The sequence below is a fragment of the Bacteroidetes bacterium GWF2_43_63 genome, assembly GCA_001769275.1.
GTDB lineage: Bacteria > Bacteroidota > Bacteroidia > Bacteroidales > DTU049 > GWF2-43-63.
The window spans coordinates 80116-104583 of sequence record MEOQ01000020.1 but is presented as its reverse complement, the minus strand read 5'-3'; the positions used below and the strand labels follow the sequence as shown (position 1 = coordinate 104583).

21 protein-coding genes and 2 tRNA genes are annotated in these 24468 nt (G+C 43.0%); 14 read left to right on the top strand and 9 right to left on the bottom strand.

Translation table 11 applies throughout. The features are described 5' to 3' along the window. Window positions 1-402: 402 nt before the first annotated feature. Entirely contained in the window at window positions 403-2487 is a 2085-nt protein-coding gene (locus A2W93_13915; protein OFY55083.1) for a hypothetical protein, read from the bottom strand. Then, window positions 2488-3705, bottom strand: a complete 1218-nt coding sequence (locus A2W93_13910; GenBank protein ID OFY55082.1) for a hypothetical protein — start codon at window positions 3703-3705, stop codon at window positions 2488-2490. 137 nt (window positions 3706-3842) lie between these two features. Here A2W93_13910 and A2W93_13905 point away from each other — a divergent pair, with 137 nt between their 5' ends. From A2W93_13905 to A2W93_13885, 5 genes are all read left to right on the top strand, one after another. Further along, window positions 3843-4061, top strand: coding sequence for a hypothetical protein (locus A2W93_13905; protein OFY55081.1), 219 nt, complete (start codon window positions 3843-3845; stop codon window positions 4059-4061). Between the two features lie 70 nt (window positions 4062-4131). Then, window positions 4132-5355: a hypothetical protein gene (locus A2W93_13900; GenBank protein OFY55080.1), complete on the top strand. Its 1224-nt coding sequence runs from the start codon at window positions 4132-4134 to the stop codon at window positions 5353-5355. 12 nt (window positions 5356-5367) lie between these two features. Continuing rightward, window positions 5368-6702, top strand: coding sequence for a hypothetical protein (locus tag A2W93_13895; protein OFY55079.1), 1335 nt, complete (start codon window positions 5368-5370; stop codon window positions 6700-6702). Continuing rightward, window positions 6684-7607 carry a tRNA (adenosine(37)-N6)-dimethylallyltransferase MiaA gene (locus tag A2W93_13890; GenBank protein OFY55078.1) on the top strand — a complete coding sequence of 308 codons (924 nt, stop codon included), beginning with the start codon at window positions 6684-6686 and terminating at the stop codon, window positions 7605-7607. The genes A2W93_13895 and A2W93_13890 overlap by 19 nt, the downstream gene beginning before the upstream one ends. Before the next feature lie 8 nt (window positions 7608-7615). Then, window positions 7616-9202 (top strand): hypothetical protein, encoded by a 1587-nt coding sequence (locus A2W93_13885; protein ID OFY55077.1) that lies wholly within the window; start codon window positions 7616-7618, stop codon window positions 9200-9202. 166 nt (window positions 9203-9368) lie between these two features. Here A2W93_13885 and A2W93_13880 read toward each other — a convergent pair whose 3' ends face one another. The 3 genes from A2W93_13880 to A2W93_13870 all read right to left on the bottom strand — a co-directional run bounded on the left by A2W93_13880 (window position 9369) and on the right by A2W93_13870 (window position 11814). Beyond that, window positions 9369-10178: a hypothetical protein gene (locus A2W93_13880; protein ID OFY55076.1), complete on the bottom strand. Its 810-nt coding sequence runs from the start codon at window positions 10176-10178 to the stop codon at window positions 9369-9371. 83 nt (window positions 10179-10261) lie between these two features. Continuing rightward, the gene (locus A2W93_13875) at window positions 10262-11254 is read right to left on the bottom strand and encodes a hypothetical protein (GenBank protein ID OFY55075.1); all 993 of its coding nucleotides are present in this window, start codon (window positions 11252-11254) and stop codon (window positions 10262-10264) included. A 68-nt stretch (window positions 11255-11322) separates the two neighbouring features. Next, window positions 11323-11814 (bottom strand): hypothetical protein, encoded by a 492-nt coding sequence (locus A2W93_13870; protein ID OFY55074.1) that lies wholly within the window; start codon window positions 11812-11814, stop codon window positions 11323-11325. Between the two features lie 82 nt (window positions 11815-11896). Here A2W93_13870 and A2W93_13865 point away from each other — a divergent pair, with 82 nt between their 5' ends. Both A2W93_13865 and A2W93_13860 read left to right on the top strand, forming a co-directional pair. Then, window positions 11897-12544 (top strand): hypothetical protein, encoded by a 648-nt coding sequence (locus tag A2W93_13865; GenBank protein ID OFY55073.1) that lies wholly within the window; start codon window positions 11897-11899, stop codon window positions 12542-12544. Window positions 12545-12899: 355 nt separating this feature from the next. Beyond that, complete coding sequence (locus A2W93_13860) at window positions 12900-13154, top strand: hypothetical protein (GenBank protein ID OFY55072.1); 255 nt, start codon at window positions 12900-12902, stop codon at window positions 13152-13154. A gap of 218 nt (window positions 13155-13372) precedes the next feature. Here A2W93_13860 and A2W93_13855 read toward each other — a convergent pair whose 3' ends face one another. The 3 genes from A2W93_13855 to A2W93_13845 all read right to left on the bottom strand — a co-directional run bounded on the left by A2W93_13855 (window position 13373) and on the right by A2W93_13845 (window position 14236). Then, window positions 13373-14050, bottom strand: a complete 678-nt coding sequence (locus A2W93_13855; protein OFY55071.1) for a lipoyl(octanoyl) transferase — start codon at window positions 14048-14050, stop codon at window positions 13373-13375. Between the two features lie 30 nt (window positions 14051-14080). Continuing rightward, a tRNA-Thr gene (locus A2W93_13850) sits at window positions 14081-14156 on the bottom strand. Window positions 14157-14163: 7 nt separating this feature from the next. Then, window positions 14164-14236 (bottom strand) — tRNA-Pro (locus tag A2W93_13845). Window positions 14237-14557: 321 nt separating this feature from the next. Here A2W93_13845 and A2W93_13840 point away from each other — a divergent pair. From A2W93_13840 to A2W93_13810, 7 genes are all read left to right on the top strand, one after another. Continuing rightward, window positions 14558-15526: a hypothetical protein gene (locus A2W93_13840; protein OFY55070.1), complete on the top strand. Its 969-nt coding sequence runs from the start codon at window positions 14558-14560 to the stop codon at window positions 15524-15526. A 465-nt stretch (window positions 15527-15991) separates the two neighbouring features. Continuing rightward, a complete protein-coding gene (locus A2W93_13835; GenBank protein OFY55069.1) occupies window positions 15992-16579 on the top strand; it encodes a hypothetical protein in 588 nt (195 codons plus the stop codon). 18 nt (window positions 16580-16597) lie between these two features. Beyond that, window positions 16598-17860 carry a nucleoside permease gene (locus A2W93_13830; protein ID OFY55068.1) on the top strand — a complete coding sequence of 421 codons (1263 nt, stop codon included), beginning with the start codon at window positions 16598-16600 and terminating at the stop codon, window positions 17858-17860. A 21-nt stretch (window positions 17861-17881) separates the two neighbouring features. Next, window positions 17882-18718 carry a hypothetical protein gene (locus A2W93_13825; GenBank protein ID OFY55067.1) on the top strand — a complete coding sequence of 279 codons (837 nt, stop codon included), beginning with the start codon at window positions 17882-17884 and terminating at the stop codon, window positions 18716-18718. Next, window positions 18718-19512 carry a thymidylate synthase gene (locus A2W93_13820; protein ID OFY55066.1) on the top strand — a complete coding sequence of 265 codons (795 nt, stop codon included), beginning with the start codon at window positions 18718-18720 and terminating at the stop codon, window positions 19510-19512. Before A2W93_13825 ends, A2W93_13820 begins: the two co-directional genes overlap by 1 nt. A 9-nt stretch (window positions 19513-19521) precedes the next feature. Then, the gene (locus tag A2W93_13815) at window positions 19522-20022 is read left to right on the top strand and encodes a hypothetical protein (protein ID OFY55065.1); all 501 of its coding nucleotides are present in this window, start codon (window positions 19522-19524) and stop codon (window positions 20020-20022) included. 102 nt (window positions 20023-20124) lie between these two features. Beyond that, the gene (locus tag A2W93_13810) at window positions 20125-20964 is read left to right on the top strand and encodes a hypothetical protein (protein ID OFY55064.1); all 840 of its coding nucleotides are present in this window, start codon (window positions 20125-20127) and stop codon (window positions 20962-20964) included. Window positions 20965-21087: 123 nt separating this feature from the next. Here A2W93_13810 and A2W93_13805 read toward each other — a convergent pair whose 3' ends face one another. After that, window positions 21088-24333, bottom strand: coding sequence for a hypothetical protein (locus tag A2W93_13805; protein ID OFY55063.1), 3246 nt, complete (start codon window positions 24331-24333; stop codon window positions 21088-21090). Window positions 24334-24468: the final 135 nt, after the last annotated feature.

The window sequence follows — 24468 nt, the reverse complement described above, 5'->3', positions numbered from 1 at the left end:
GAAAAAAAATTCAAAGCTGCTATGATTAAGGGTCTAGAGAAAAAAGCTAAAAACATTGGTTATCAGCTTATTCCGGTAGGTGTTCATTAGCAGTTTCGCTACAGAAGCTATTTTTGGCGAATTAGCTTCGAAGTATCGAAGGAGACAGCGAAAATCAACAAAAAAAAGGTCTGGCGTATAGTATGAGATCCCGGCTTCCACTGGCAGAGCTTGTGGACACGCGGCGACCGGGAATTATGTACGACTTCTTTTGTTGATTTTCAGAGTTTTAAGCATGAGTGTCATTAGCAGTGTTTTTCGAAGCGAAGCGAAGAAAAGTATCGAAGAGTCGACAGCAGGATAAACCCCGTCAAAGGGCCTGAATCACAAATCAAAAATCTCATATCGTATATCTTATATCTCTCAAGGCTGTTTCGCCAACTGCATGTAATATGCCGAACTGTCTTTCTTCCCAAGCCCGCTATAGGAGGTGCCCAGATTATTCAGGATTTGTTTGTTTTCCGGACTTTTTGCGTGGGCTTTTAAAAGAAACTGAACTGAGCGATCAAACCGTTTCATGATGCCATACAAGACGCCGAGATTTTCAAGAACCGAAGCATTGTTTGGGTCAATGGAAAATGATTTCAGTAAATATTTTTCAGAGGTTGCAAAATCATTGCGGACTCTGCCAAACAGCTCTCCGCCTTTGTTCCAGGCCGGGGCATACATGCTGTCAACGGAAAGCGCGGAGTCAATGCTTTGAAAACTTTCATTCACCATCCCGAGTTGATCGTATACAATTGCGATCTGGAGCCAGTTTCTGGCTGAGTCTGGTTCAAATGGTATCAGAAATCGAAATGCTTCAATGGCTACGGTAAAATCATTGTTTTTGATTGCTCCGAGCCCGACAAGATAAATATTGTTGAAGATGGTCTTTTTTGTATTGTCGAGCTTAACGCATGTTTGATAATCGGTGAGTGAGGCTTTGAAATTGCCAGTGATGAAATTTGCTTTGCCGCGTAAATCATACACGCCGAAATAGGCCGGATGAATTTTCCCAGCACGGTTGAGGTAAGTCAACGCCTCTGTTGCCAATGCTTGTCGCTTCGGCATATTTTTTTCAACATCGGCTTCCTGCAGCAACACTTCGGCTGCAGATACGTTTACTTTCGCGCTTTTCGACGACGTTTTTACATCCGTAAGAAAAAGCGTCTTGTTGTTTTTCCAAACCAAACTGCGCGAAATTGTTTTAACCGAATATAATCCAATGACTACCCAAAATGCGATGCAGAGCCATTTTACACGCGGATAAAATTTGCCAAAGTAATATCCCGCAATGATGGCTATCCCAAGCAGCGGAACAAACATAAAACGTTCGTTCATGAAAGTACCGATGTTGAAAAGCAGATTGGATGCGATGGAGAAAGTTGCCCAGAAAATCAGAATTCCCAGAGAAACCGGTGATTTCTTTTTTAATCCGCGCAGGAAAACAACAATTGAAAAAATCACAATCGCAATAGTGAGCCAAACAATCGGATCGCTGAAATCTGTGATGGCTATTTGCTTTGGATAGTAGTCATGCGTTAGCGGATGCGGGAAAATAATCAGCTTGATGTAAATGAGCCAGGTGAATATTACCGTAGCTATTTCCTGTGATTTTGTGGAATAAATAAATGGATTGTTCAGTAGTTCAGGTGCTATATCTGTTTCAAGAATGCCGCCGACCACTTGTGTCCGGATGAACATAAATAGCGCTGCAGGAACCAGGAGCACACTCATTGTAGTGAAATAATCTTTCTTTTTTGCGTCGCTGAAAAACCACAATATAAAAGGAAACACTGCAATCCAGGTTATAGCATTTTCTTTCGAAAGAAGTGCAATAAAATATAGAATGAATGCTGCAATCAGGCGCCAAATCTTTGGTTTAGACACGTAATCGAATAATAAAATCATTGTTGCGATGGCGCAGAGCATGGTGACTATTTCATCGCAACCCTTAATGTTTGCTACTGCTTCAGTATGCAGAGGATGGGCGGCAAATAAAAGTGTAGTTACAAATGGAACTGATAGAAATTTTTGATTAATTCCGGGCGGAGCAGGGAACAGCCGCCGCAGAAATGAAAATAGTACAAGGAGCAAAGTGATATAAACAATAACATTAAAAAGGTGGCCAACAAAAGGACTGAAGCCAAATAATTCAACTTCAACTGCAAACAGAAAATGCGTAAATGGACGGTATCGTCCGCCCGCAACCTGGCCTTTGCCGCCAAAGAAACCTTCGAAGGCATCGGTAGTAAAAATATCCGGAATCCCTTCAAATCCTTTCTGAGTGTATTTGTTTCCGGTGATCATCAGCGTGTCGTCGAGCGCATAATCGAAGGTGAGCGTCCAGCCATACAATAACAGCCCAAGCAGTGCGACAAAAAGCATTTGCTTGTTTAAAACACTTTTGCTGTCAGAGAGAGCTGATGGCGCGGACTTCGATGTAGTTTGTTTTTGCTTTGCCATTTATTCAAAGTCTTCGTATAACAGATATTTTTTTCTGATTTGCTTGTATTTTTCAAGATCGGATTGCCACGATTTTCGGATATCCATTGAGTTCTTTCCTTCCGAAATCTGCTTTCTGAGCTGACTTCCACCAGCCAGCCGGTCAAAAGTTCTGTTGGTAAAGAAACCTCCGGATTGCGGATTGTTGTCCAGCTCGCAGTATAATTCAATGATCCATTCAAGAACAATGGTCCCGCGGTACTTTAAATATTCTGCTGCAAATGATTTCAGGTCATAGCCATAACAGATTTTCCCATCGAGCGGCGGTTTTTCCGACATGCCTGAGATTGGCCTTGGTACAAACGAAAACGATGTGTCTTTTATCAGCGGATGGCCGATTATTTCGAATGCACGCATGGTGCCGCGCCCCACACTGATAATGGTCCCTTCGAATAATCCAAGCGAAGGATATAAATAGACTGATTCCATGGAAACCAGATTGGGAGAAGGCATAACTGGTAGCTGATATAATTTTTTATGATTCCAGTTTTCACATGGAATGATTGTAAGGTCGCAGTGGAGGCTGTTTTTGAGCCAACCCTCCCCATTGATCATAAGCGCAAGTTCACCAATGGTAAGCCCATGAACAATTGGAATGGTGTGCATACCGACGAAACTGCGGAATTCGGGATCGAGCACGGGGCCTTCGATGTAATGACCATTTGGATTGGGTCTGTCAAAAACAACCAAAGGAATATTGTTTTCAGCACAGGCTTCCATGATATAATGCATCGTTGAAATATAGGTGTAGAAACGGACGCCTACATCCTGTATATCGAAAATAATAACATCAACATTTTCAAGCTCTTTTTTTGTTGGTTTGAATGAGCTTCCGAAAAGAGAAACGACATTAATTCCGGTGAGGCTGTCGCGGTAACTATGCACATGAGCGCCGTCGGCCATATTGCCTCTGAACCCATGTTCAGGCGCGAAAATAGTGGTGATATTTACACCGAGTGACGAAAGAGAATCAGCTTCATGTCGTGAATCGATCATCGATGTGTGATTTACAACCATGGCCACCCGTTTGTTTTTCAGCAGATGTAAATAATCGCTTGTCCTTTCTGCACCATTGATAACGGTTGAATCAGTGACTGTTTCAAATGCGTTATCAGTCTGCTGAGCAAACAGTGAGTAGAACGAAACCAGGCATAAAAACAGGAAAATTAATCTGAACATAGGAGAACGAAATTAAAAAAAAAGAATGAATCGTTGAAAAATTTTCAACAATATGTAGGAGCAATGAAATATATTATATTTTTGTGGTGTTACAATTAATTAAATTGTATCATTTAATCAATCGTTATTGGAGCACTATGAAGGTTTTTAAAATAAAAATTACCGAGTCACTTTCAAGAATAGTTGAAATTGAGGCCGGTACATCGACAGATGCAGTCGAAAAAGTGAAGGGACTATATAAAAATGCTGTAATTACGCTCGATTCGTCGGATTACACTGAAGTGAATATTTGTGAGGTGGAGGATGCAGAGCTGATTGAAAAAATGTCAGGCAAAAACGTGAAATCACTGAACTGATCATAAGAAAAACTTCTTCCGGGCAAATTTCGTTGCAGGGTTTTTAGTACATTTGCAGAAACAGAACTGCTTGAATTATTCAGGTTTTATTGCACGTCGTCTGACGGCTGGAAGATCGAAAAGTGTTACCGGACCCGTAATCCGCGTATCTGTTTTTAGTATTGCGCTAAGTATTGCCGTCATGCTTATTGCTTTTGCGATCGTTCGCGGGTTTCAGCACGAGGTGCGCGAAAAAATAATCGGCTTTGGCGCTCATATTCAAATACGGCCTTTTGATACCAATGAGTCTTTGGAACAGTCGCCGGTCTCAACCGGACGCGAAGATATTGATGTCTTGAATTCATTGGATGGAGTCAAAACTGTTTTTCCCTTTGTTGAAAAAGGCGGTCTCATAAAGACTGACAGCAACCTGCATGGCGTGGTGATGAAAGGAGTGAATGCGGATTTTGACTTTACTTTTCTTCAGAAAAACATAGTTGAGGGTCGGCTGCCCGACTTTTCCGACTCGCTTTCGAATGATGTGCTCATATCGCAGAAAGTCGCATCAATGCTCGATTTGCATACTGGTAGCCCGCTGCGCGTTTATTTTATTTTGCAGAATGAAGTTCAGCCGCGTGGTAGAAAATTTAATGTGTGCGGGATTTTCAATACCGGCATGGCCGAGTTCGATAAAATTTACTCGGTCTGTGATATGCGTCATCTGCAGAAACTCAATGGCTGGGGCGATTCGCTGGTGAGCGGATATGAAATCCTTCTCGATAATTTCGATGACCTTCCGCAGGTGATGACCGACGTGAATAATACAATTTATTACGACCTCGATGCTTCGGATATTATTTCGCGACAGGCACAGTTCTTCGACTGGCTTGCATTGCTCGACTCCAACGTTCTCATTATTCTTATTCTGATGACCATTGTTGCAATCATAAATATCATTTCCATAATCCTGATTCTCATCCTGGAACGAATTCCGTTTATTGGTCTCTTTAAGGCTTTGGGAGCTGGAAACAGATTGATTCGCGATGTGTTTATGAAAATTTCAGTGCGGCTTCTGTTGCGTGGAATCCTTATCGGAAATGCATTTGGCCTTGGTTTAATTACACTGCAGCATTTCACTCATGTTTTCCCGCTTAATCAGGAAATGTATTATCTTGATCATATTCCTGTTCTGATGCAGTTCGATTATATCCTGGGTGTAAATATTGGAGTATTTGCCATTTCATTGCTGGCTGTCTCGCTGCCTGCGCTAATCATCCGTCGCATCAATCCTTCCGCTGCATTGCAGCATAAATAACGATTGAAGTTCATGCATCTTTTTGTTACCATCCCTGCTATCAATGAACTGGAGTTTATTCCTGGAGTCCTTGCTGATCTTGCAAAACAGGAACTTTCTCATTTCACCTTGATGGTTTGCGTCAATCAGCCCGATGTGTGGTGGAATGATGAATCGAAACGTGATATTTGTAAAAACAATGTGGCTACGCTGGATTATGTGAAGTCGTTTTGTGAAATGCACAATATTTCCTTGATTCTGCAGGATAAATGCACTCCCGGAAACGGATGGGAAGAGCGGCAGGGCGGAGTTGGCTGGGCCCGTAAAACACTGATGGATGCCGTGGCTGAAATGGCAGATGATGAAGATGTGATTGTTTCGCTCGATGCCGATACACGCGTCGAAGCCAATTACCTGGCGGAAATAGCAAAGCAATTTACAATTTTCGAGAAAGCTTCGGCGATGGCATTGCCTTATTTTCACAGGCTTCAGGGCGATGATGATCATGAAAAATCAATGCTTCGATACGAGATTTATCTGCGTAGCTATGCAATAAATTTACTTCGTATTGATCATCCATTTGCCTACACTCCCATCGGTAGCGCAATGGCCGCGCGCGTTTCAGCGTATCGCAAAATACGCGGACTTACTGCGACTTCTTCAGGCGAAGATTTTTATTTCATGATGAAACTTCGTAAAGTCGGCATTATTATTCCGTTTTGCAACACCAAGGTATATCCTTCTGCCCGAAAGTCGCATAGGGTGATTTTTGGAACAGGTCCTACGGTGGCTCTGGGAGCGCCCGGACAAATAGAACGCTATCCTGTTTATCATCCTTCATTATTCAACGAAATCGATGATGCCTGTCGCGCATTTGGCGAAATATTTATTACGGAAAATCCTGCAGCTGTTGAACGTGCTCTGAAAGTCTTTCCCGATCTGGAACATGAAAAACTTTTAAAGAATCATCCGCAACTGATTCGCTTTATTCATGCGTGTTTCATGAAGGCCGACGCCTTTGCCATTTACAAATATGTGCGCTCGCATCAGCCTTCCGGAGTGAGCGATGTGGAGAGTATTTCGGAGTTGATGAATATACTTCAGCTATCATTGGATTTTCTATCCTTCGACGGACCTTCTGATACTGTTCACATTTCGACTCCGCTCAATGTGACAAATGGCGGGGCTCAGGATAACAATTCCGGCCGTATGCATCATAACGAATTGCATGATCTGAGCGTTGATGAATTAAAATCCCTACGCACGCTTCTGATGGAAACTGAAGAAAAAATGTTGAAGAAAAAATATAATGACTACTTTGCATTGCAAAACGACTTAAAACACCCCATATGGAAATTCATGAGCTGATGGTAATTCTCGGTCCTACCGCAACCGGCAAAACTGCGCTTGCAGTGAAGGCTGCAAGAACTATGAATGCGGAAATTGTAAGCGCTGATAGTCGCCAGATTTATCGCGGACTTGACATCGGAACCGGCAAAGACTTATCGGAATACAGCGAGGGTGGTACTGCAATCCCTTATCACCTGATCGACTTTCTGAATCCCGGAGAATCATACAATACATTTCAGTTTAAAGCAGATGCAACTGGAGTAATCTCTGAAATTGAAAGTCGCGGTAAACTACCATTGGTTTGCGGAGGAACAGGTTTGTACATTGAGTCGTTATTGCTCGATTATCATTTTAGCACAGCCACCCGTCAGGAAGATTTTCGCCGCGAAGCTGAGCATATGGAGAACAGCGTCCTTGCGCGGCAGATCGAAGTTTTGGGAGGAGAACTGTCGAAAGAAGACAAAGGGAATCGGCATCGCCTGGTGCGAAAGCTTGAAGTGATGCTGTTTTCGGAAGAGAAGAAAGAAATTCGCGAGTCTTTGAAAATTGAAAAGCTGCATGTATTTGGAATTGATTTACCGCGCGAAATCATTCGCAAACGAATAACAGATCGACTGATTTTTCGTCTTGAAAATGGCATGGTCGAAGAAGTAAAAGCATTACTTGATGCCGGTGTGTCACCAAAATGGCTTGATGCACTTGGTCTTGAATACCGCTTTGTGAGCCGTTATCTGAAAAAACAGATGTCGTATCAGGAAATGTTTATGCAACTCGAAACCGCCATTCATCAGTTTGCAAAACGTCAGAGCACCTGGTTCCGGCGCATGGAAAAAAGAGGAATTAAAATAAACTGGATCGATGGTCAGGCTGATGATTCAGAAAAAATGGAATTCATTATGGAAACCGTTGATTTCAATTTGTAATTCAGTTTTTGATTCATTCCACAACAAATTTCAATTCTATGAAAACAGTTATTGTCTTCTTATTGTTTTGTCTTGTTGGTCTCATTATCAACGCACAGCCATCTTTATCATGGCAAAAAACATACGGTGGAAGCGATCATGAATACGCAATAAATTCCATTCCGTTGAGTGATGGTGGTTTTGTTTTTGTCGGACATTCCGACTCTGGTGATGGTGACCTGCCCGATAATGGCGGCATGACTGACTTGTGGGTGGCTCGCGCCAATGCTGCAGGAACTCTTGTCTGGTCTTATTCTTACGGCGGCACACTCGATGATGAAGGCGCTGATGTGGTGCAGGCGGCTGACGGAACTTTTTTCGTGGCCGGCTGGTCCGATTCGAATGATGGTGATGTAAGCGGCAATCACGATGAATACAGTTCCGATTTTTGGATTCTTCACCTGAATTCGTCCGGACTTATCATGAATAAGAAGTGTTTTGGCGGTACCTACGACGATGATGCAGCAGCCATCGACATTACTCCGGATGGTCACATTCTTGTCGCTGGAATCACGTATTCGTACGATGGCGATGTTGTAGGAAACCATGGTTCATACGAAACAGATGTGTGGGTAATCAAGCTGGACACTGCATTGAATCTGCTTTCACAAAAATGTGTTGGTGGATCTGATACTGAAGAAGGAATAAATTTAGTTGCAACAAACGACAATGGCTGTGTGGTTGTTGGTCGCTCATTTTCATCTGATGGTGATGTTACCGGATACCATGCAGGATCGGATATGCTTGTTGCCAAGCTAACTTCAACACTTACGATCGAGTGGGCAAAGTGTTTTGGTGGCAGTGAAACCGAAGAAGGAAATGCCGTTGTTCAGCTCAGCGATGGTAGTTACACCGTTCTCGGATACACATCGACACACAACAATGGCGATGTTACCGGGCATTACGGTTCTTCAGGCATGGATGATTTCTGGCTTCTGAAGCTGACTTCAACGGGTGTGATGGAATGGGCAAAATGCTATGGTGGCAGTGGCGATGATCAGGCCAACGGACTCACGAAAACAGCGGACGGCGGATATGTGATGTGTGGTTTGACCAATAGCTCAGATGAACAGGTGAGCGGCTTTCACACCGGATTTTTTGCTCCCGATGTCTGGGTTGCAAAAGTTTTCTCCGACGGATCTTTTATGTGGCAGCGATGCTGCGGCGGAACAGATCAGGACGAAAGTTTCAATGTATATGAAGAAAGCGCAAACGTGTATGTCGTTACAGGTTTTACATACTCCTCCAACTATGATGTCACTATAAATCATGGCAGCGCTGATGGCTGGATTCTAAAAATCACAGCGGTACTTGGAGAAGATGAATTATCTGCCGGCGAACTAAAAGTTTTTCCAAATCCGGCCAGAGATTATATCAGCTTTGAATCTGGATTCAAAGGCACAATCAGCATCACAGATATGCAAGGACGAATTGTTTTTCAAACCAAGGATATTGAATCCGGCATTATTGTTCTTCCAACTCTGTCACCGGGTGTATATGAATTCCGGCTCTCAGCGCAGGATTGCGTTAAATACAATACGATTCTGATTTATTGATTTTCTTCGAAATATTACCTGAGGCGGAGGCGCATCTTAACGAGCTTTGCATCTTCTTTTGACGCCTTTGGCAACTCAACCTTAACCTCAATCTTGACCTCAATCTTGACCTTGTCCTAACTCCAACCGACCTGTCACCCTGAGCGGAGTCGAAGGGCACCTCTCACTACTGAAAAAATCCTTCCTGCCACAAAGCCGCCATGTCCATGGTGATGGCTACGCTGTAGTGAAGAAAAACACCGAGCGCGATACTGCGGCTTTTTAAGCTCATCATGCCGAGCGCAAGTCCTGCAAAAATGGCTGCAAATGTTTCTCCCATAGGTTTTCCAAAGTGAATCATGCAGTAGGGGACCGTCATTATTATTATTGAATAAACACCGACATATTTTTTCAAACCATGAACTAAAAATCCGCGGAAGAAAAACTCAAGCGCAAAAAACTGACAGAAATAAATCATTTGCCAGATCCAGAAATTTGGCCACAATGATTCTTCGGGTTGGGGTGTATAAAAGGGATAGCGGGCCTGAAAGCTGGGATTTCTGCTGGCAAAATAAACAAGTGGAAGCATGATGCCAAGCATGACCAGATAGATCCATGAATCTTTCAGAAAGGTTCCCCATTGCAAACCATAGTCGCGGAGCCGCTCGCGGAAGCCAAACTTAATGACAAGTGCTGGCACAATAAAATAGCAAACAAAAATGATGGCAGCCCAGTATGCCAGATTGTACAAGCGGTAGTTTTCAGAGTGTTCAAGGTTTTTTTCAAGAAACGCAGCAAAGCTGTCCAATCCAATCCCTCGCGATATCTGCTGCAATAAATAATGCCCCGGACTTTTTCCGATGTATTCAATTACGATGAGCGAGCAGCATGCAACAACCAAAACAACAAATGGGCGCAGACTGGCTTTGCTTCCTGTCTCACGTTCAGACTGAACATTTGCAATGGTTGTTTGTATGGTTTTGAAAAATTTCCGCACGCAGGTTTAAATTGAAGAATGCAAAAATACAATTAATGCATTATCAATGCTTGTTTTGGCGAATAATAGTTATGGCGTTAAAATCAATTCTGAATAAACACTTCCAGAATCTCTGCGCCGATTTTTGTCGAAATCAGTAATTCATCCATTGCTGCGGGAACAAGAATGCATTCTCCTGTGCGAAGGGGCTCTTCTTTGTCGTCCCATTCATAAACGGCATCGCCGCTGACAACGAGAAGGATGACAAAAGAGTCGAGTGTGATATATTCGCGACGCACTTTCTGTGCGGGCTTCAGCGTAATCCGGTTGGTTGTAAACTGTGCGCAATTCACAAGTGTGTCAATGGTATTTCCCAGGCGAACAGGTTCAGTTTTTCCGGTAGAAACATCGTCATAATCCAATGCGTCAAGTCCTTTTTCAATATGCAATTCGCGTGGATTACCGTCTTTGTCAATACGGTCCCAGTCATACAGCCTGTATGTAAAGTCGCTTGTCTGCTGGATTTCAGCGAGCGTGAGTCCCGGCCCGACCGCATGAATTTTCCCGGCTGGAGTAAAATAAACGTCTTTGGGTGCGGGTTTCACCATGTTTACCATCTGTGATAGCGTGCCGTTTTCAATGGCTTTTCTGATTTGATTTTTATCTGATTTTGTTTTGAATCCATTAATCAAACCCGCATCTTCACTGGCATTGAGAATATACCACATTTCTGTTTTTCCAAATGGTACCTGATGCAGTTTCATGGCCAGCTCATTGTCGGGGTGCACTTGTACGGAGAGCCATTCGGTGGTGTCAAGAAACTTTATCAGTATTGGAAAGACTTCGCCGTATTCATTGAAAATCGTCTCCCCGACAAGGTCTTCCATATAAACTTCCACCAACTCATTCAACTCATTTCCTTCCAGAAATCCGTTGGAAACAATACTCTGTTTGCCTTCGACACCAGACAAAAGCCAGGCCTCGCCGCATTTTTCGGCAGGTGCATCTTTGAGAAAATCAATTTTTGAAAGATTATTGCCACCCCATGGTTTTGTGAAAAACTGAGGAGTAAATTTGAGCGGATACAATTCGTTCATAAATGAATAAATTATTTTTCAGGGAAGCTGTCGTCAGGATCCCTTGCTGATTTCAGGAGAAAATTGAATTAAAAAATATTTGGAAAAACAATGCCGAGTTTGTTGAGCGTTTTTTCCAGAAATACCTTGGCATTGGCATTATCGCCTTCTTCGGGAGCCCATTCTGCGAAAATTTTGTCGTCTTTTGGATCATAAGGCCCATCCTTTACTTCCAGGGCAACAGAGCTAACTTTTAGGGCAATAACCGTGTGGTAAACAGCCGGGTCAATCTCCACGGCAAAGTTACCGGTATTGTGGCTGAGGACAAACGAATCTGTCACATTGCCTGCATCGTCGAATTCCATGACAAGAAACTCTCCACGGACTACGGCAAAAAGCTCGCGTTTGTGAGGCATTTCATGCTTGTGAGGACGAATGTAGGTGCCCGGTTCCATGGCATTAAGGAAACGCTGCATTACATCATCTTCGGTTTTGTGAATATTCAGATTCATGCGTCTGCGGTCCGAAGCTTTCGCTTTTTGTGACAGATCATTGATCGTTGTTGTATCTATTTTGTACATAGTTTTATTTTTGGACGGATAAAGGTACAAAAATAATTGTAATTATGTACAGAACAGCTAATTTTGTGCAATCGACACTGAAATGATGGACGAAATTGAATTCCAGTTGCTGAAACGTATTGCTGGTGGCGAAAACCAGATTCTTGACTTTAAGTTCGCTGTGAACGACAGTCGCAAGATCGCCCGAAGCATCTCGGCATTTGCCAATACCAATGGCGGGTCATTGCTGATTGGAGTAAAAGACAATGGCAAGCTGGCCGGCATCCGAAGCGACGAAGAGATTTATATGGCCGAAGCGGCCGCGAATATGTTCTGCTCACCTGAAGTCTCTTTTAGCAGCATTCTTTATAAAATTCAAAACAAGGAAATTCTGGAGATCGAAATTCCGGCGCTGCCTGATGTACTCACGCTGGCACCCGATGAAAATGAAAAGCTGGTAGCTTACCTGAGATTCCGCGACGCAAACTATGTTGCCGGTAGTATTTATGAACGGGTCTGGAACAGGCGGCATCATGGTGAGGGCACCCATTTGAGGGTTGATGAATATCACAAAGCCGTCCTGGAGTTGATGGAAATCAAAGGAGTCGTTTCGCTGGATCAGGTTGTCCGCGATCTGGGATTGAAGCGTGGATTTGCTGCATCAGCCATTGAGCGCCTCATACTCCTTGATGCAGCCGATTTTAAGCTTACCGAAAACGGAATGTTTTATTGTCTGAAAGAGATTGAATGACTTTGGGCTGCGTTTTTTGACGCGTTGCTGAACCAACTGAATAGGTGCTTCGCTTTTTTTTTGCTCCCAGGACTCCGCCCGGGCTGATATCTGTCGCGCCTTCACGTAAAACGTGACAAGTCCGCGCTATTTGTGCTTCGCAGCTTTTTTCATGCCTTCAGCGCCTCGACCTTAACCTCGACCTTAACCTCAACCTTGACCTTAACCTTGACCTTAACCTTGACCTTAACCTCTGCCTTGACCTCAATCTCGACCTCGATCTCACTGACTACTCTAAATACGCCATTCACCGGTCACAGCCCGTAACTCACCGCTTTCCGTTCATCACTCATTGCTAATTTTGTATCTTTGCACCATGCTTACAACGATTCTTCTCGTCATATTAGGATTGTATCTTTTTTCCCAGGTTATGGTGCGCTGGGTCATGCCATGGTTGCTGCACCGATACATCAGACGCATGCAGGAGCGCATGAATCCTGACTCGGGGCAAGAAACAACACGAAAAGAAGGAACGGATGTTCACATCCCGAGAAAACAGAAATCCAAGTCCAATCGCACTTACAGTAATGCGGAATATGTCGATTACGAAGACGTGGACGACGGGAAATAAACGCAATACTTTTTTGTTTGATAAAAAGCTTGTATTACTAATACATAAAAGTATGTATTGCAAAAACAAATAATTATGGATTTTATTTTTCATACAATTTGTTTGAAACAATTTGTATGAAACAAAATGTATAACACAATTTGCGTGATACAATTTGCGTCATTTAATAATTCTCATATCTTTTGGAAAAGCTGCTTTCGATGGCTCTCAGCCGAACGTCAGTCCTGAATCAGCTCCACAAACTTCTCATACACCAGCCGCTTCACTTTTTCCATATCCTGCGGGGCGCCGAGTTCTTTTTCCATCGAGGTCACATCTTTGTCGGTGAATCCGCATGGATTGATGTGCTTGAAATACGACAGGTCTGAATTGATATTCAGCGCAAATCCGTGCATGGTCACAAAGCGTGAAACGCGCACTCCGATGGCGCAGATTTTACGCGCTTTGCCTGGAGTAAGCGAATCGATCCACACGCCGGTAGCGCCTTCGAGACGTTCAGTCCGGATGCCATATTCAGCCAGCGCGAGAATAATGGCTTCTTCCATTAAATAAATATAGCGTCTGACTGAAAGATTCAGCTTGTCGAGATCGATTATTGGGTAGCCAACCATCTGGCCGGGTCCGTGATAGGTAATGTCGCCGCCACGATTGGTGTGAATGAACTGCGCATGGTTCGCCTGAAGCTGAATGTAGTTGAGTAGCAGATTTTGTTCGTCGCCGCTTTTGCCAAGGGTGTACACATGCGGATGCTCAACGGCCAGAAACCAGCCGGCAAAAGGGTTTGATGAATAATCCGGATTTTTTCGCATGTCAATCAGTTCGTCCATGCGGGCTTGCTGAAAATCCCATGCGGCCTGATATTCCATGTGGCCGATATCGTTGTAGTCGATTTGCATAAAATAAAAAAAGCTGCATGTGCAACTTCATTGAGCCACTAATGGGACTCGAACCCACGACCTGCTCATTACGAATGAGCTGCTCTACCAACTGAGCTAAAGTGGCGAGAAAGTCGGGATGACTGGACTCGAACCAGCGGCCTCTTCGTCCCGAACGAAGCACGCTACCAACTGCGCTACATCCCGATAGGAGTGCAAAGGTACAACTTATTTTGAATAATGAACACGGAATAATGAACCAGGAAGTAAGAAATTAATTGCAAGGATGTTTAGAAGTTCAACCTCTCAGCGTCGCATAGCGACCTGAGTGCGTTGAACCGGATGGCAGAAATAGCACCGTGTTTGGAGTTTATCACAGTGAAGGCGGGTCTTTGTGCGATTATCTCCAAGCCCAAATAGTCCCATTGAAAACGGACAAATGAATCAAAATTTATCAACCAGACTTCACTCAATAAAAAATTTATCAGAACATTTGTTAACTTTGCCGGAAATACTAAATTTTCATAAATGAAGTTGTTATTCCTGACAAAGTCGGCCATTTTGCTTGCAACAGTTTGTTTTACCCAGATTGCAGCAGCACAGAGTTTTAATCCGGAAACGAAGAAACTTCCGGAAGGTTTGAAATATCGGATTTATTTCGGGTCTCAAATTTCGTTTGTTGATATTGATGGGGATGGTGATCTGGATAAATTTGGGGAGGGTGAAGTGTTTGCCACGGTTGGAAAATTGTCTTTACAGCTTAACAGTGGGACAGCAAGTCAACCTTTATTTGATAAATCGGTTATCGATCCCTATGAATTGGGAAAATGCATAAACCCAACTTTTGCAGACATTGACGGTGATGATGATTTTGATATTATTGTATTTAATTTTATTGGGATTGATAAAAAACAGTGTCAGATTTCCATAAATTCCGGAAGTACTTCTGTGCCAAAATTCGAAGCTTTTAAACCGTTTGAGTGTGGTATAGATGACAATTTGATTTCTGCTTTTTTTGTTGATATTGATGGTGATGGTGATTTGGATATGTTTGGTCCAGTGAAAGTTTACGATGGGGAAAAATATAAGGGTAACAGAATCGCTTTTCAGGAAAACATTGGAACGCCTCAGGAACCGGAATTTGCCCGTGCTGAATTTGCCGTTTTTGGTCTGGCAGACTTAATTTATAGTGGTGTTGATGCACAAACTCAGTATTTTACTTTCGCTGACATTGATAACGATGGCGATTTTGATGTATGCTATCGGGGGCTTTATACAAATTCAGAAGGCAAAAATGATCGTGGATACGTATTTCAGTACAATACAGGTGATAAATCTACCCCTTCATTTTCCAAGCCAGTAGTCAGTACTGTTGGTAATGATAATTTTTTTAATACTCCTTTGACCTTTGTTGATCTTGATGGTGATGGTGACATGGATGTGATTGGTTATAATGATAATAAATATTGTTGGTGGGAAAATTGGACAATTAAATAACATTCTCTGCGATTTATTTTTTTTATTTCGTGTATCCGATGCTTTTGAGCTCATAAAAAATTGATTGACATTAGTATTTTGCGATGCTCGTACAGGGTGTTTTTATCTTTACAGTCGTTACGCGTGGAATTTATCCTGATGAAAGCGGGAATCGTTACTAGGCTAAGGTTAAGATCGAGATTAAGCAGCTTTCAGCTGAAAGTGCTGATGTGCAGAGTCGGTGCATTGAGAAGGAGCCTGGAAGTTCAACCTCTCTGCGTCGTGAAGCGACCTGTTGCGATAGCTATCGCAAGCGTTGAACTTAATTGCTCACATGTCGTTGAGCCCTGTGCCCATCACTGGCGCGGATTTGTAATCCGTGACGGGGCAACAAATCCTCAAAACCAACATCCCCCGGTTGAAAATCCCATTAAAAAGATGCGTACATATTAAATAAGATTTCTTACTTTTATCCGGATTTTCGGTATGGAAAAAGTTGAACTCGAAATAAGCGGCATTAGTTACAGCTATTCGCAGAGTGGTGCTTACACACTTATTCTGTCCGAATCGGGCGGTCAGCGCAAGCTACCGATCATTATCGGTCAGTTCGAAGCGCAAAGCATTGCTATTGAAATGGAGAAGATGAAACCGACCCGGCCGCTCACACATGACCTTTTTCGTAGCCTGGCGCTTTCATTCAACATAAAGCTCAACGAGGTTTTTATTCATCGGTTTGAAGAAGGTGTTTTTCACAGCATGCTTGTTTTCGAAAAGGAGAATCAGATCCATACGCTCGATTCCCGCACAAGCGATGCTGTAGCACTTGCAATCCGCTTCAATTGTCCGATTTACACCAGTGAAGATATTTTGAACGAAGTGGGTGTTATCTTCGATGAGCAAGAACCTGAGACCATCGAAGAAGAATCAGACGAAAAGGAAACTCCTGTGAATTCCGCTTCTGGCCTCGCTTCGCTGACACTCGATGAACTTGAAGCCATGCTGACCGAAGCCATCGAGAATGAAGACTATGAGCTGGCATCGCAGATTCGCGATGAAATTAACCGTAGAAAATAATCACAAAATATTTCTGTTATGGGACTGAAACTAAGACTTACAGTCATGAATTTTCTCCAGTTTTATATCTGGGGATCCTGGCTGATTACCATCGGCAACTTTTGGTTTGGAAACAAACAATGGTCTGGAGCTGAATTCGGAATTATTTTTTCAACCATGGGAATCGCCTCCCTGTTTATGCCTGCACTCATGGGGATTGTGGCCGACCGCTGGATGAATGCTGAAAAACTCTATGGAATTCTTCATCTTTTGAGTGGAGCTGCGTTATTCTATCTGCCGCAAATCCAGACTCCGGCTGGGTTTTTCTGGGGTATTCTGGTGGCAATGATTTTTTATATGCCAACCATTGCTTTAACTAATTCGGTTTCATATACCGCGCTTAAAAACAGCGGACTCGATGTTGTAAAAGCCTTTCCCCCCATTCGTGTTTTTGGCACCATTGGCTTCATTGCTGCTATGTGGGTTGTCAATCTGACCGGAAACAAGGCTTCGGAAAATCAGTTTTATATTGCCGGAGCCATTTCTGTTTTACTTGGATTATATTCGTTCACATTGCCGAAATGCCCGCCATTGGGGAAAAAGGTGGAAAACAGAACATTCATTCAGATGCTTGGACTCGATGCATTTGAATTGTTCAAATCAACCAAAATGGCGCTGTTCTTTATTTTTTCAATGTTCCTTGGCGCTGCTCTGCAGTTGACAAATGCTTACGGTGATTTGTTCCTGGGCGAGTTTGAGAAAATTCCTGAATATGCAGATTCATTTGTCGTGCGATATTCAACAATTATCATGTCCATCTCTCAGATGTCCGAAACCCTGTTCATTCTTGCCATTCCGTTCTTTATGAAAAGATTCGGAATCAAGAAAGTGATGCTCATAAGTATGATTGCATGGGTGCTTCGTTTTGCTTTATTCGGATTGGGTAATCCGCTCGATGGTCTATGGATGATCATTCTGAGCTGCATTATTTACGGAATGGCTTTCGATTTCTTCAATATTTCAGGATCCCTGTTTGTTGAAACCACCACCAAACCTTCGATTCGTTCAAGCGCTCAAGGATTGTTTATGATGATGACTAATGGATTTGGCGCTATCATGGGAAGTACTATAAGCGGATATGTCATTCAGCAATACTATACCGATGCAAATGGGGTGCGCGACTGGAGAAACATTTGGCTTCTCTTTGCTGCCTATGCACTCGTTGTTGCTGTTTTGTTTGCGATTTTCTTCAGGCACAAGCACAATCCGGATGATCCGAATCTGCAGAATGTATCTCATTAATTTAGTACCGGAGATATACTTATGAATACTAAAACAACACGACAGGGAATGACAACGACCATTCCGGTTGTGTTGTTTTTTTTAATGTTCGTTGTTTTTTCAACAATATGCAACGCGCAGGTCGGTTCAAAATTTTCCGGTGTGGCTTCTTATTATGGTATTCCTTTTCATGGTCGTGCCACCGCCAGTGGAGAAATTTTTTCAATGGATTCGATGACGGCTGCACACAAACAGCTCGCATTCGGAACGCTGGTGAAAGTAACCAACAGAAGCAATGGAAAATCATGTATTGTGAAAATCAATGACCGTGGGCCTTTCATTGCCGGCCGCATGATCGATCTGAGCAAAGCCGCTGCCGACACACTTGGTTTTATTGCGCAGGGACTTGTCACCGTTGATTGCGAAATTATCGGTGTGGCATCAATCAATAGGCCATTGCTTGCATCAACAAAGGTAAAGCAGAAAGAAATCCCTGTTGTGAAAGGAGTCAAAGAAACTAAAAATGATTTAAAAACCGAAACAAAAACAATTGATAAACCTGCGAAATATATTCCGCGTGAAGCTGTGAAATACGTGGCCACAAGCCCGGATTCATCAACCTTCTACTCAGTTCAGCTTGGAAGTTTTGGCATGCAGCAAAATGCAGATATACTGTTGAAAAAAGTAGATGGAAAATTTCCAGAAGCCCGTATCATGCAGGCCGAAGTGTATGGAAAAATCTGGTTCCGTGTGCTTTGTGGAAAATGTGCTTCGATTGAAGAAGCATCAAAACTGAAAAACTCGTTAAGCGCAGCCTACCCTCAAAGTTTTTTGGTTAAATTTGGGCACCCGGAACATCAAACTGAAAAGACGGAGTAATGAAACAATACCACGATTTAATGCGGCATGTGCTCGAAAACGGCGTGAAGAAAACCGATCGCACTGGAACTGGCACTGTGAGCGTGTTTGGATATCAGATGCGGTTCAATCTTCAGGAAGGTTTTCCGCTACTGACCACAAAAAAACTGCATACAAAAAGTATTTTGCACGAACTGCTTTGGTTTCTAAAAGGCGATACCAATACAAAGTATTTGAAAGAAAACGGAGTTTCCATCTGGGATGAATGGGCCGATGAAAGCGGAAATCTTGGGCCGGTCTATGGCTCGCAATGGCGCAGTTGGAAAGGAAGCGAAGGGCAAACCATCGATCAGATTTCGGAATTGATTGAACAGATAAAGAAGACGCCCGATTCGCGCAGACTTATTGTCAGCGCATGGAATGTGGCCGATGTTCCGAAAATGAAATTGCCGCCCTGTCATTTACTTTTTCAGTTTTATGTAGCCAATGGAAAGTTGTCGTGCCAGCTGTATCAGCGCAGCGCCGATATTTTTCTGGGCGTCCCTTTTAATATTGCTTCGTATGCATTTTTGCTGCATATGGTTGCGCAGGCCACTGATTTGCAGGCTGGCGATTTTGTTCACACATTCGGCGATGCGCATTTGTATCTGAATCATATCGAACAGGCACAATTGCAGTTAAGCCGCGATTGCAGGCCGCTTCCGAAACTCGAAATCAATCCGGAAGTAAAAAATATTTTTGATTTTAAATTCGAAGATTTTTCCATTACCGGCTACGACCCGCATCCACACATCAAGGCGGTAGTAGCAGTTTAAATAAACCTTATGGCACAAGTTATTCCAAACCTCAGCATGATTGTCGCTGTTGATTCCAAAAACGGCATTGGCATTCGTAATACACTTCCCTGGCATTTGTCAGACGATTTGAAAAGATTCAAGGAAATCACAACCGATCATACCGTTATCATGGGCCGCAACACCTGGTTTTCGCTTCCCAAGCGGCCTTTGCCCAATCGTCGCAACGTAGTGCTTTCACCAGATCCGCTCGGAGAGACGGGTGCAGAGGAAGTTAGATCAATGGATGAAGTATTTGATTTATGCAAAGGCGATACTGAAAATTTCGTGATGGGTGGAGCAAGCATGTATGAACAGCTGTTGCCACACACCTCAAAGCTTTATCTCACCTGCGTTGACGGAGAATATGAAGCCGATACTTTTTTCCCCGAGCTCAATGAAAAAGAGTGGGAACTCGTCGATGAATCGGATATTATGGTTGATTCGAAAAGCGGAATTGAATATCAGTATTTAGTTTTTGTGCGGATTTAAAGTTGTGCGAAGTTTATAAACTTCGCACAACTTTATAAACTTCGCACAGCTTCGTCATTAAACTTTGCCCTGCTTTGTCAGGTCTAAAACAAAAATTCAATTATGAAAAGAAGCTTCCTTTTTTTGCTAGCACTTGCTCTTTGCTCAGTGTCTTTTTTATCATCATGTAATAAAGATGAGGATGATGATCAGGACAAAAATAATTACCAGTCTGCCATCGATAATGCCACAGCCGAAAACATGTTTAGCGATGTGTTCAAGCAGGCTACTGACGGAATGATTGCTGCGCAGGATTCTGCGGGAGGCTCTAAGAATTGCATGGAATCAATGGCATCCTGTGCCACATTGACGATTACACCTTTTGACCTCACTACTTTCCCGAAAACAGTGACCGTAGATTTCGGCACAACCAATTGTCTGGGAACGGATGGCCGCTATAGGCGCGGAATTGTTACGATGACCACAACTGGCTGGTATCGCGATAGTGCAACCGTAATTACCGTGACGCCACAAAACTATTATGTAAATGATAATCTGGTGCAGGGAACAAAAACCATAACAAACATGGGACATAACCTTGCCGGAAATCTTGTCTACGCTCTGTTTGTAGATGGAACAGTTTCAAACACCACAGGCACCATTGAATGGACATCAACAAGGCAGCACGAATGGATTGAAGGTGAAGCCACTGTTTTAAATCCATGGGACGATGTATACATGATCACCGGAACAGCTTCCGGAGTAAATATTCAGGACGAAGAATTTGATGTCGTTATCAATACCGCTTTACGCGTACAAGTCGGCTGCCGCTGGATTACAGCCGGATCGCTGACGCTGACAAGCGGAACATTCACCATGCTCGTAAACTACGGCGATGGCGCTTGTGATGCCGCAGCAACTGTAACGATCAACGGAGCTGTTTATAATATTACGATGTCGTAAAAACTACTCCACCAAACTTTTTCACCCTGATAAACTTCATCAAAGTTTAAAACTTTGATGAAGTTAGGGGTGAAAAAGTTAGGGGTGGAGTAGTTTGGGGTGGAGTAGTTTGGGGTGAAAAAATTATATTTCAACAGCCCTCGCTTCAAATTTCTCAGTATCGATGTAGATAATATGCGATGATTCAACGCTCATGCCTGCCTCCGTTAGCAGTTGCGAATAGTGCATCACCTGTTCTTTGTGTTCTTTTTTTTCGCGGCCGGTTTTAAAATCGATTACGCTCCATTTATTATTGCTGCCGCATATCATGCGATCGGGACGCCAAACCAAACCATCTTTGTCAGCAATTTCTCTTTCGCTCATAACGTAGTTGGCGCCTGGAAACGCAAATGGGAATTGCCGTACAATTGTACTGACAAGCTGAATGTATTTTTCTTTCTGTTCGTTTTCTATCCAGCCATTACCGGTATAGCTTTCAATCACTGGAATAATGTCTGATTCTTCAGAAATTCCGGAAAGCAATTCATGAATAATTTTTCCCTTCATAGCCGATTCGCGCAGTTCAGCACTGTCGAAGCCGGTTTTGCTTTTGCGCAACGAGTCCAGTGGTTTGTTTGGATTTACACGGAATTTCTCTACTTTAAAACTCTTATCCTCTTTATTTTTTCGTTCTCTTACCTCTGAAAAATTTCCCATGGTCCAGCTTGTATAATGCTCACGCGCTTTTTCGGAAAAAGGAATTTTTTCAGATCGGATAAAATCACGCAGGGCCTTTGCAGAGTCAGTTTGCAGCGGAGTTTCGGCCGGCGCTTCCGGTTCTTTCTTTTTGGACTTGCTGTTTTCTTTTGGTGGTTTTTCTGGCGACAGAAATGAAAATATAAACAACTTTTCTTCTGCGCGGGTCGTTCCGACATACATCAGATTTATTGTATCCATCGTGCTTTTGGCCCGTTCAAGCTGATATTGTTCGCGTAGGTCATTACCCGGAGGTTCATTGGTATAGTTCACTACAGAGTAGGGTACGCCCCATTTTTCTTCGTCTACCGGATGCCAGAAAAGATTTCTTTTAATGCTTGTTGTTTCATCAATATTGAAGTAGGGCATTATTACAACCGGGAACTGGAGCCCTTTGGAACTGTGAATTGACATGATATTTACAGCATCTCCCGCATCAGGAACGATGACGCTGGTTGTTTGTCCTTTTGCAATCCACCATTTCCAAAGTACTTCGGAATTGTAGCCAATCTTATCCTGTTCTTTCATGATCGATTCGCGAAGAAACAATAGGAAGAAACCTCCTTTGTCACAAATTTCCAATGAGTGAATAATAATGTCAAGCTGATCTACAGGCGGCAGAAACACAAGTGATTCCGGATCCAATGATTCAAACATTTGTGCTAGAAAATCCAACAGCATTTTTCCGCGAACGCCTTTTTTCTGCATGAGAAAATCAGTAATTTCTGGCGAGGTACTAAAGTCGGTATCGGTGTATTGTCGCAGCAGGAGCCATGTTTGAGTGGCATTGAGGTCATCGGTGGGGCAATGAGTCAGCCTGTACATACACATAGCCAACCGGCAATGCGGAGATGTGCGAAACTGCAACGTTTCGCGCGATATCACAGGGATCGACTCTTTAAGCCCCATCAGATACGCGCTGATAGCAACACCGATATCGTTCTGGCGGCTTAAAATTGCAATATCGCTGAGCTTGTAATTTAGTCTTTGACAGTTTCTGATCGTCTCAACAATATCTTCGAGCCATTGATCTTTATTGTCCTTAAGCTTTCCGTCGTAGATGCGGCATTCAACATATCCGGAAGTAGAAGCGCTTGGTTTTTGTTCGATTTGATCGTAAACCCCGGCGTAGATATTAAGTTTTTTGTTTACGGATTCACTCATCTCTTCATCGCTCAGCGAGCTGATAAAGCGCGTTTTGATGTAATCGAAGAAGCATGAATTGAAATTGACAATATTTTTGTCGGAGCGGTAATTGAATTCCATGTCTTCTTTTCTGAAAGAACTTTTAATAATTCCTTCCGCATCAAAAGTATCTTCGCTTCCTTCGAAAATATCGGGTAGGCCAAGCATGATTTCCACTTTTCCATTGCGCCAGCGATAAATGCTTTGCTTCGGATCGCCCACAACCCACGATGTGTTTCCACGCGCAAGTGATTCATGAATCAGTGGCAGCAAATTGAGCCACTGCATCAGACTTGTATCCTGAAACTCATCAATCATGATGGTTTTATAGCGGCTGCCGGCGCGCAGGTATATGAAAGGCACAGGTTCCTTGCTCAGTACTTCGCGTATAATCCGGTTAAAGTCCGAAACCGGCAATACATTTTTTTCAATTTTATATTCTTCGCGAAACTTCCAGATCTCGCTCAGCAAGGCAACTACAGGAAAGCGTTTGGCCATCATACGGCCGTAGTAATAGTCAGGTATTAATTCAAATATTTCGAATAATAATTTTTGGATTTCACGCTCGGCTTCTGGTCTCGGACTTACTAAAAACTGACCGCTCTCGAGTATTTTCATCATTGAAGCTGAAAGCTTGTTTGTCTTGAAACTGAGAGATAAATTATTTATGTAACTGTAAATTGATTTCGAATTTCCTTTTTTAATAAAGTCTTCTTCATTTAGATTTTCTTTTACAAGAATTTTATTTAATTCGTGCAGATTTTTGCGAATACTTGCAGCAATACTTTTGTTTTTGGCAAGCAGCGTGTCAAAGGCCTTAATCATTTTACTGGAGCCAGTTTCGAGGGCACTGTCCACCGTCCGGACCGAAGCTTCCTGCGTGAGATGTCTTACAAGCGGCAGCAATTCTTCAGCTAAGCGCAGTGGACTGTTGGCCTCGTCCATTTGCATGCGGATAATTTCCTTCAGTACCCGGGTGATATTGTCATCAAGATTGGCATTGTCGATTATTGTAGAAATGATCAGTTCATTCAATTCATCATCGCCCACTGTCACTTCGTAATTGGCTGGCAATTGGAGTTCGCGTGCAAAGGTGCGAATGATGCGCTGCATAAAGCTGTCGATGGTGCTGATGGCTATATCTGAATAATGATGGAGCACGTATTTCAGCGCGGTGTCGGCCATCTGGCTTAATTGACCCGTCGTTTTTTGAGGAAACGCCTGCAGCAATGCCGGCAACATGCGACTTTTCTCAGGGTCCCGGGCAATTTCGGCCAGTGAGCTGATCATGCGATCCTTCATTTCTCCGGCTGCTTTGTTGGTGAAGGTAATTGAAAGAATGCGTGATGCTTCGGACGGATTGGGAAGAATTAGCCTGAGCATTTCCAGTGTAATCCGCTGGGTTTTTCCAGAGCCTGCCGACGCATTGAGTAATGTAAACGATGACATGATTTGCCTGATGATTTAATTGCTAATGTAGTAATTTATAAATATACGTGTTCAACTATTCATTCTTACTTTTGTCTAAAAATTGTTCAATAATTTGGAAGATTGCTTTTATGAATCGTTTGCTGTTTGTTTTGA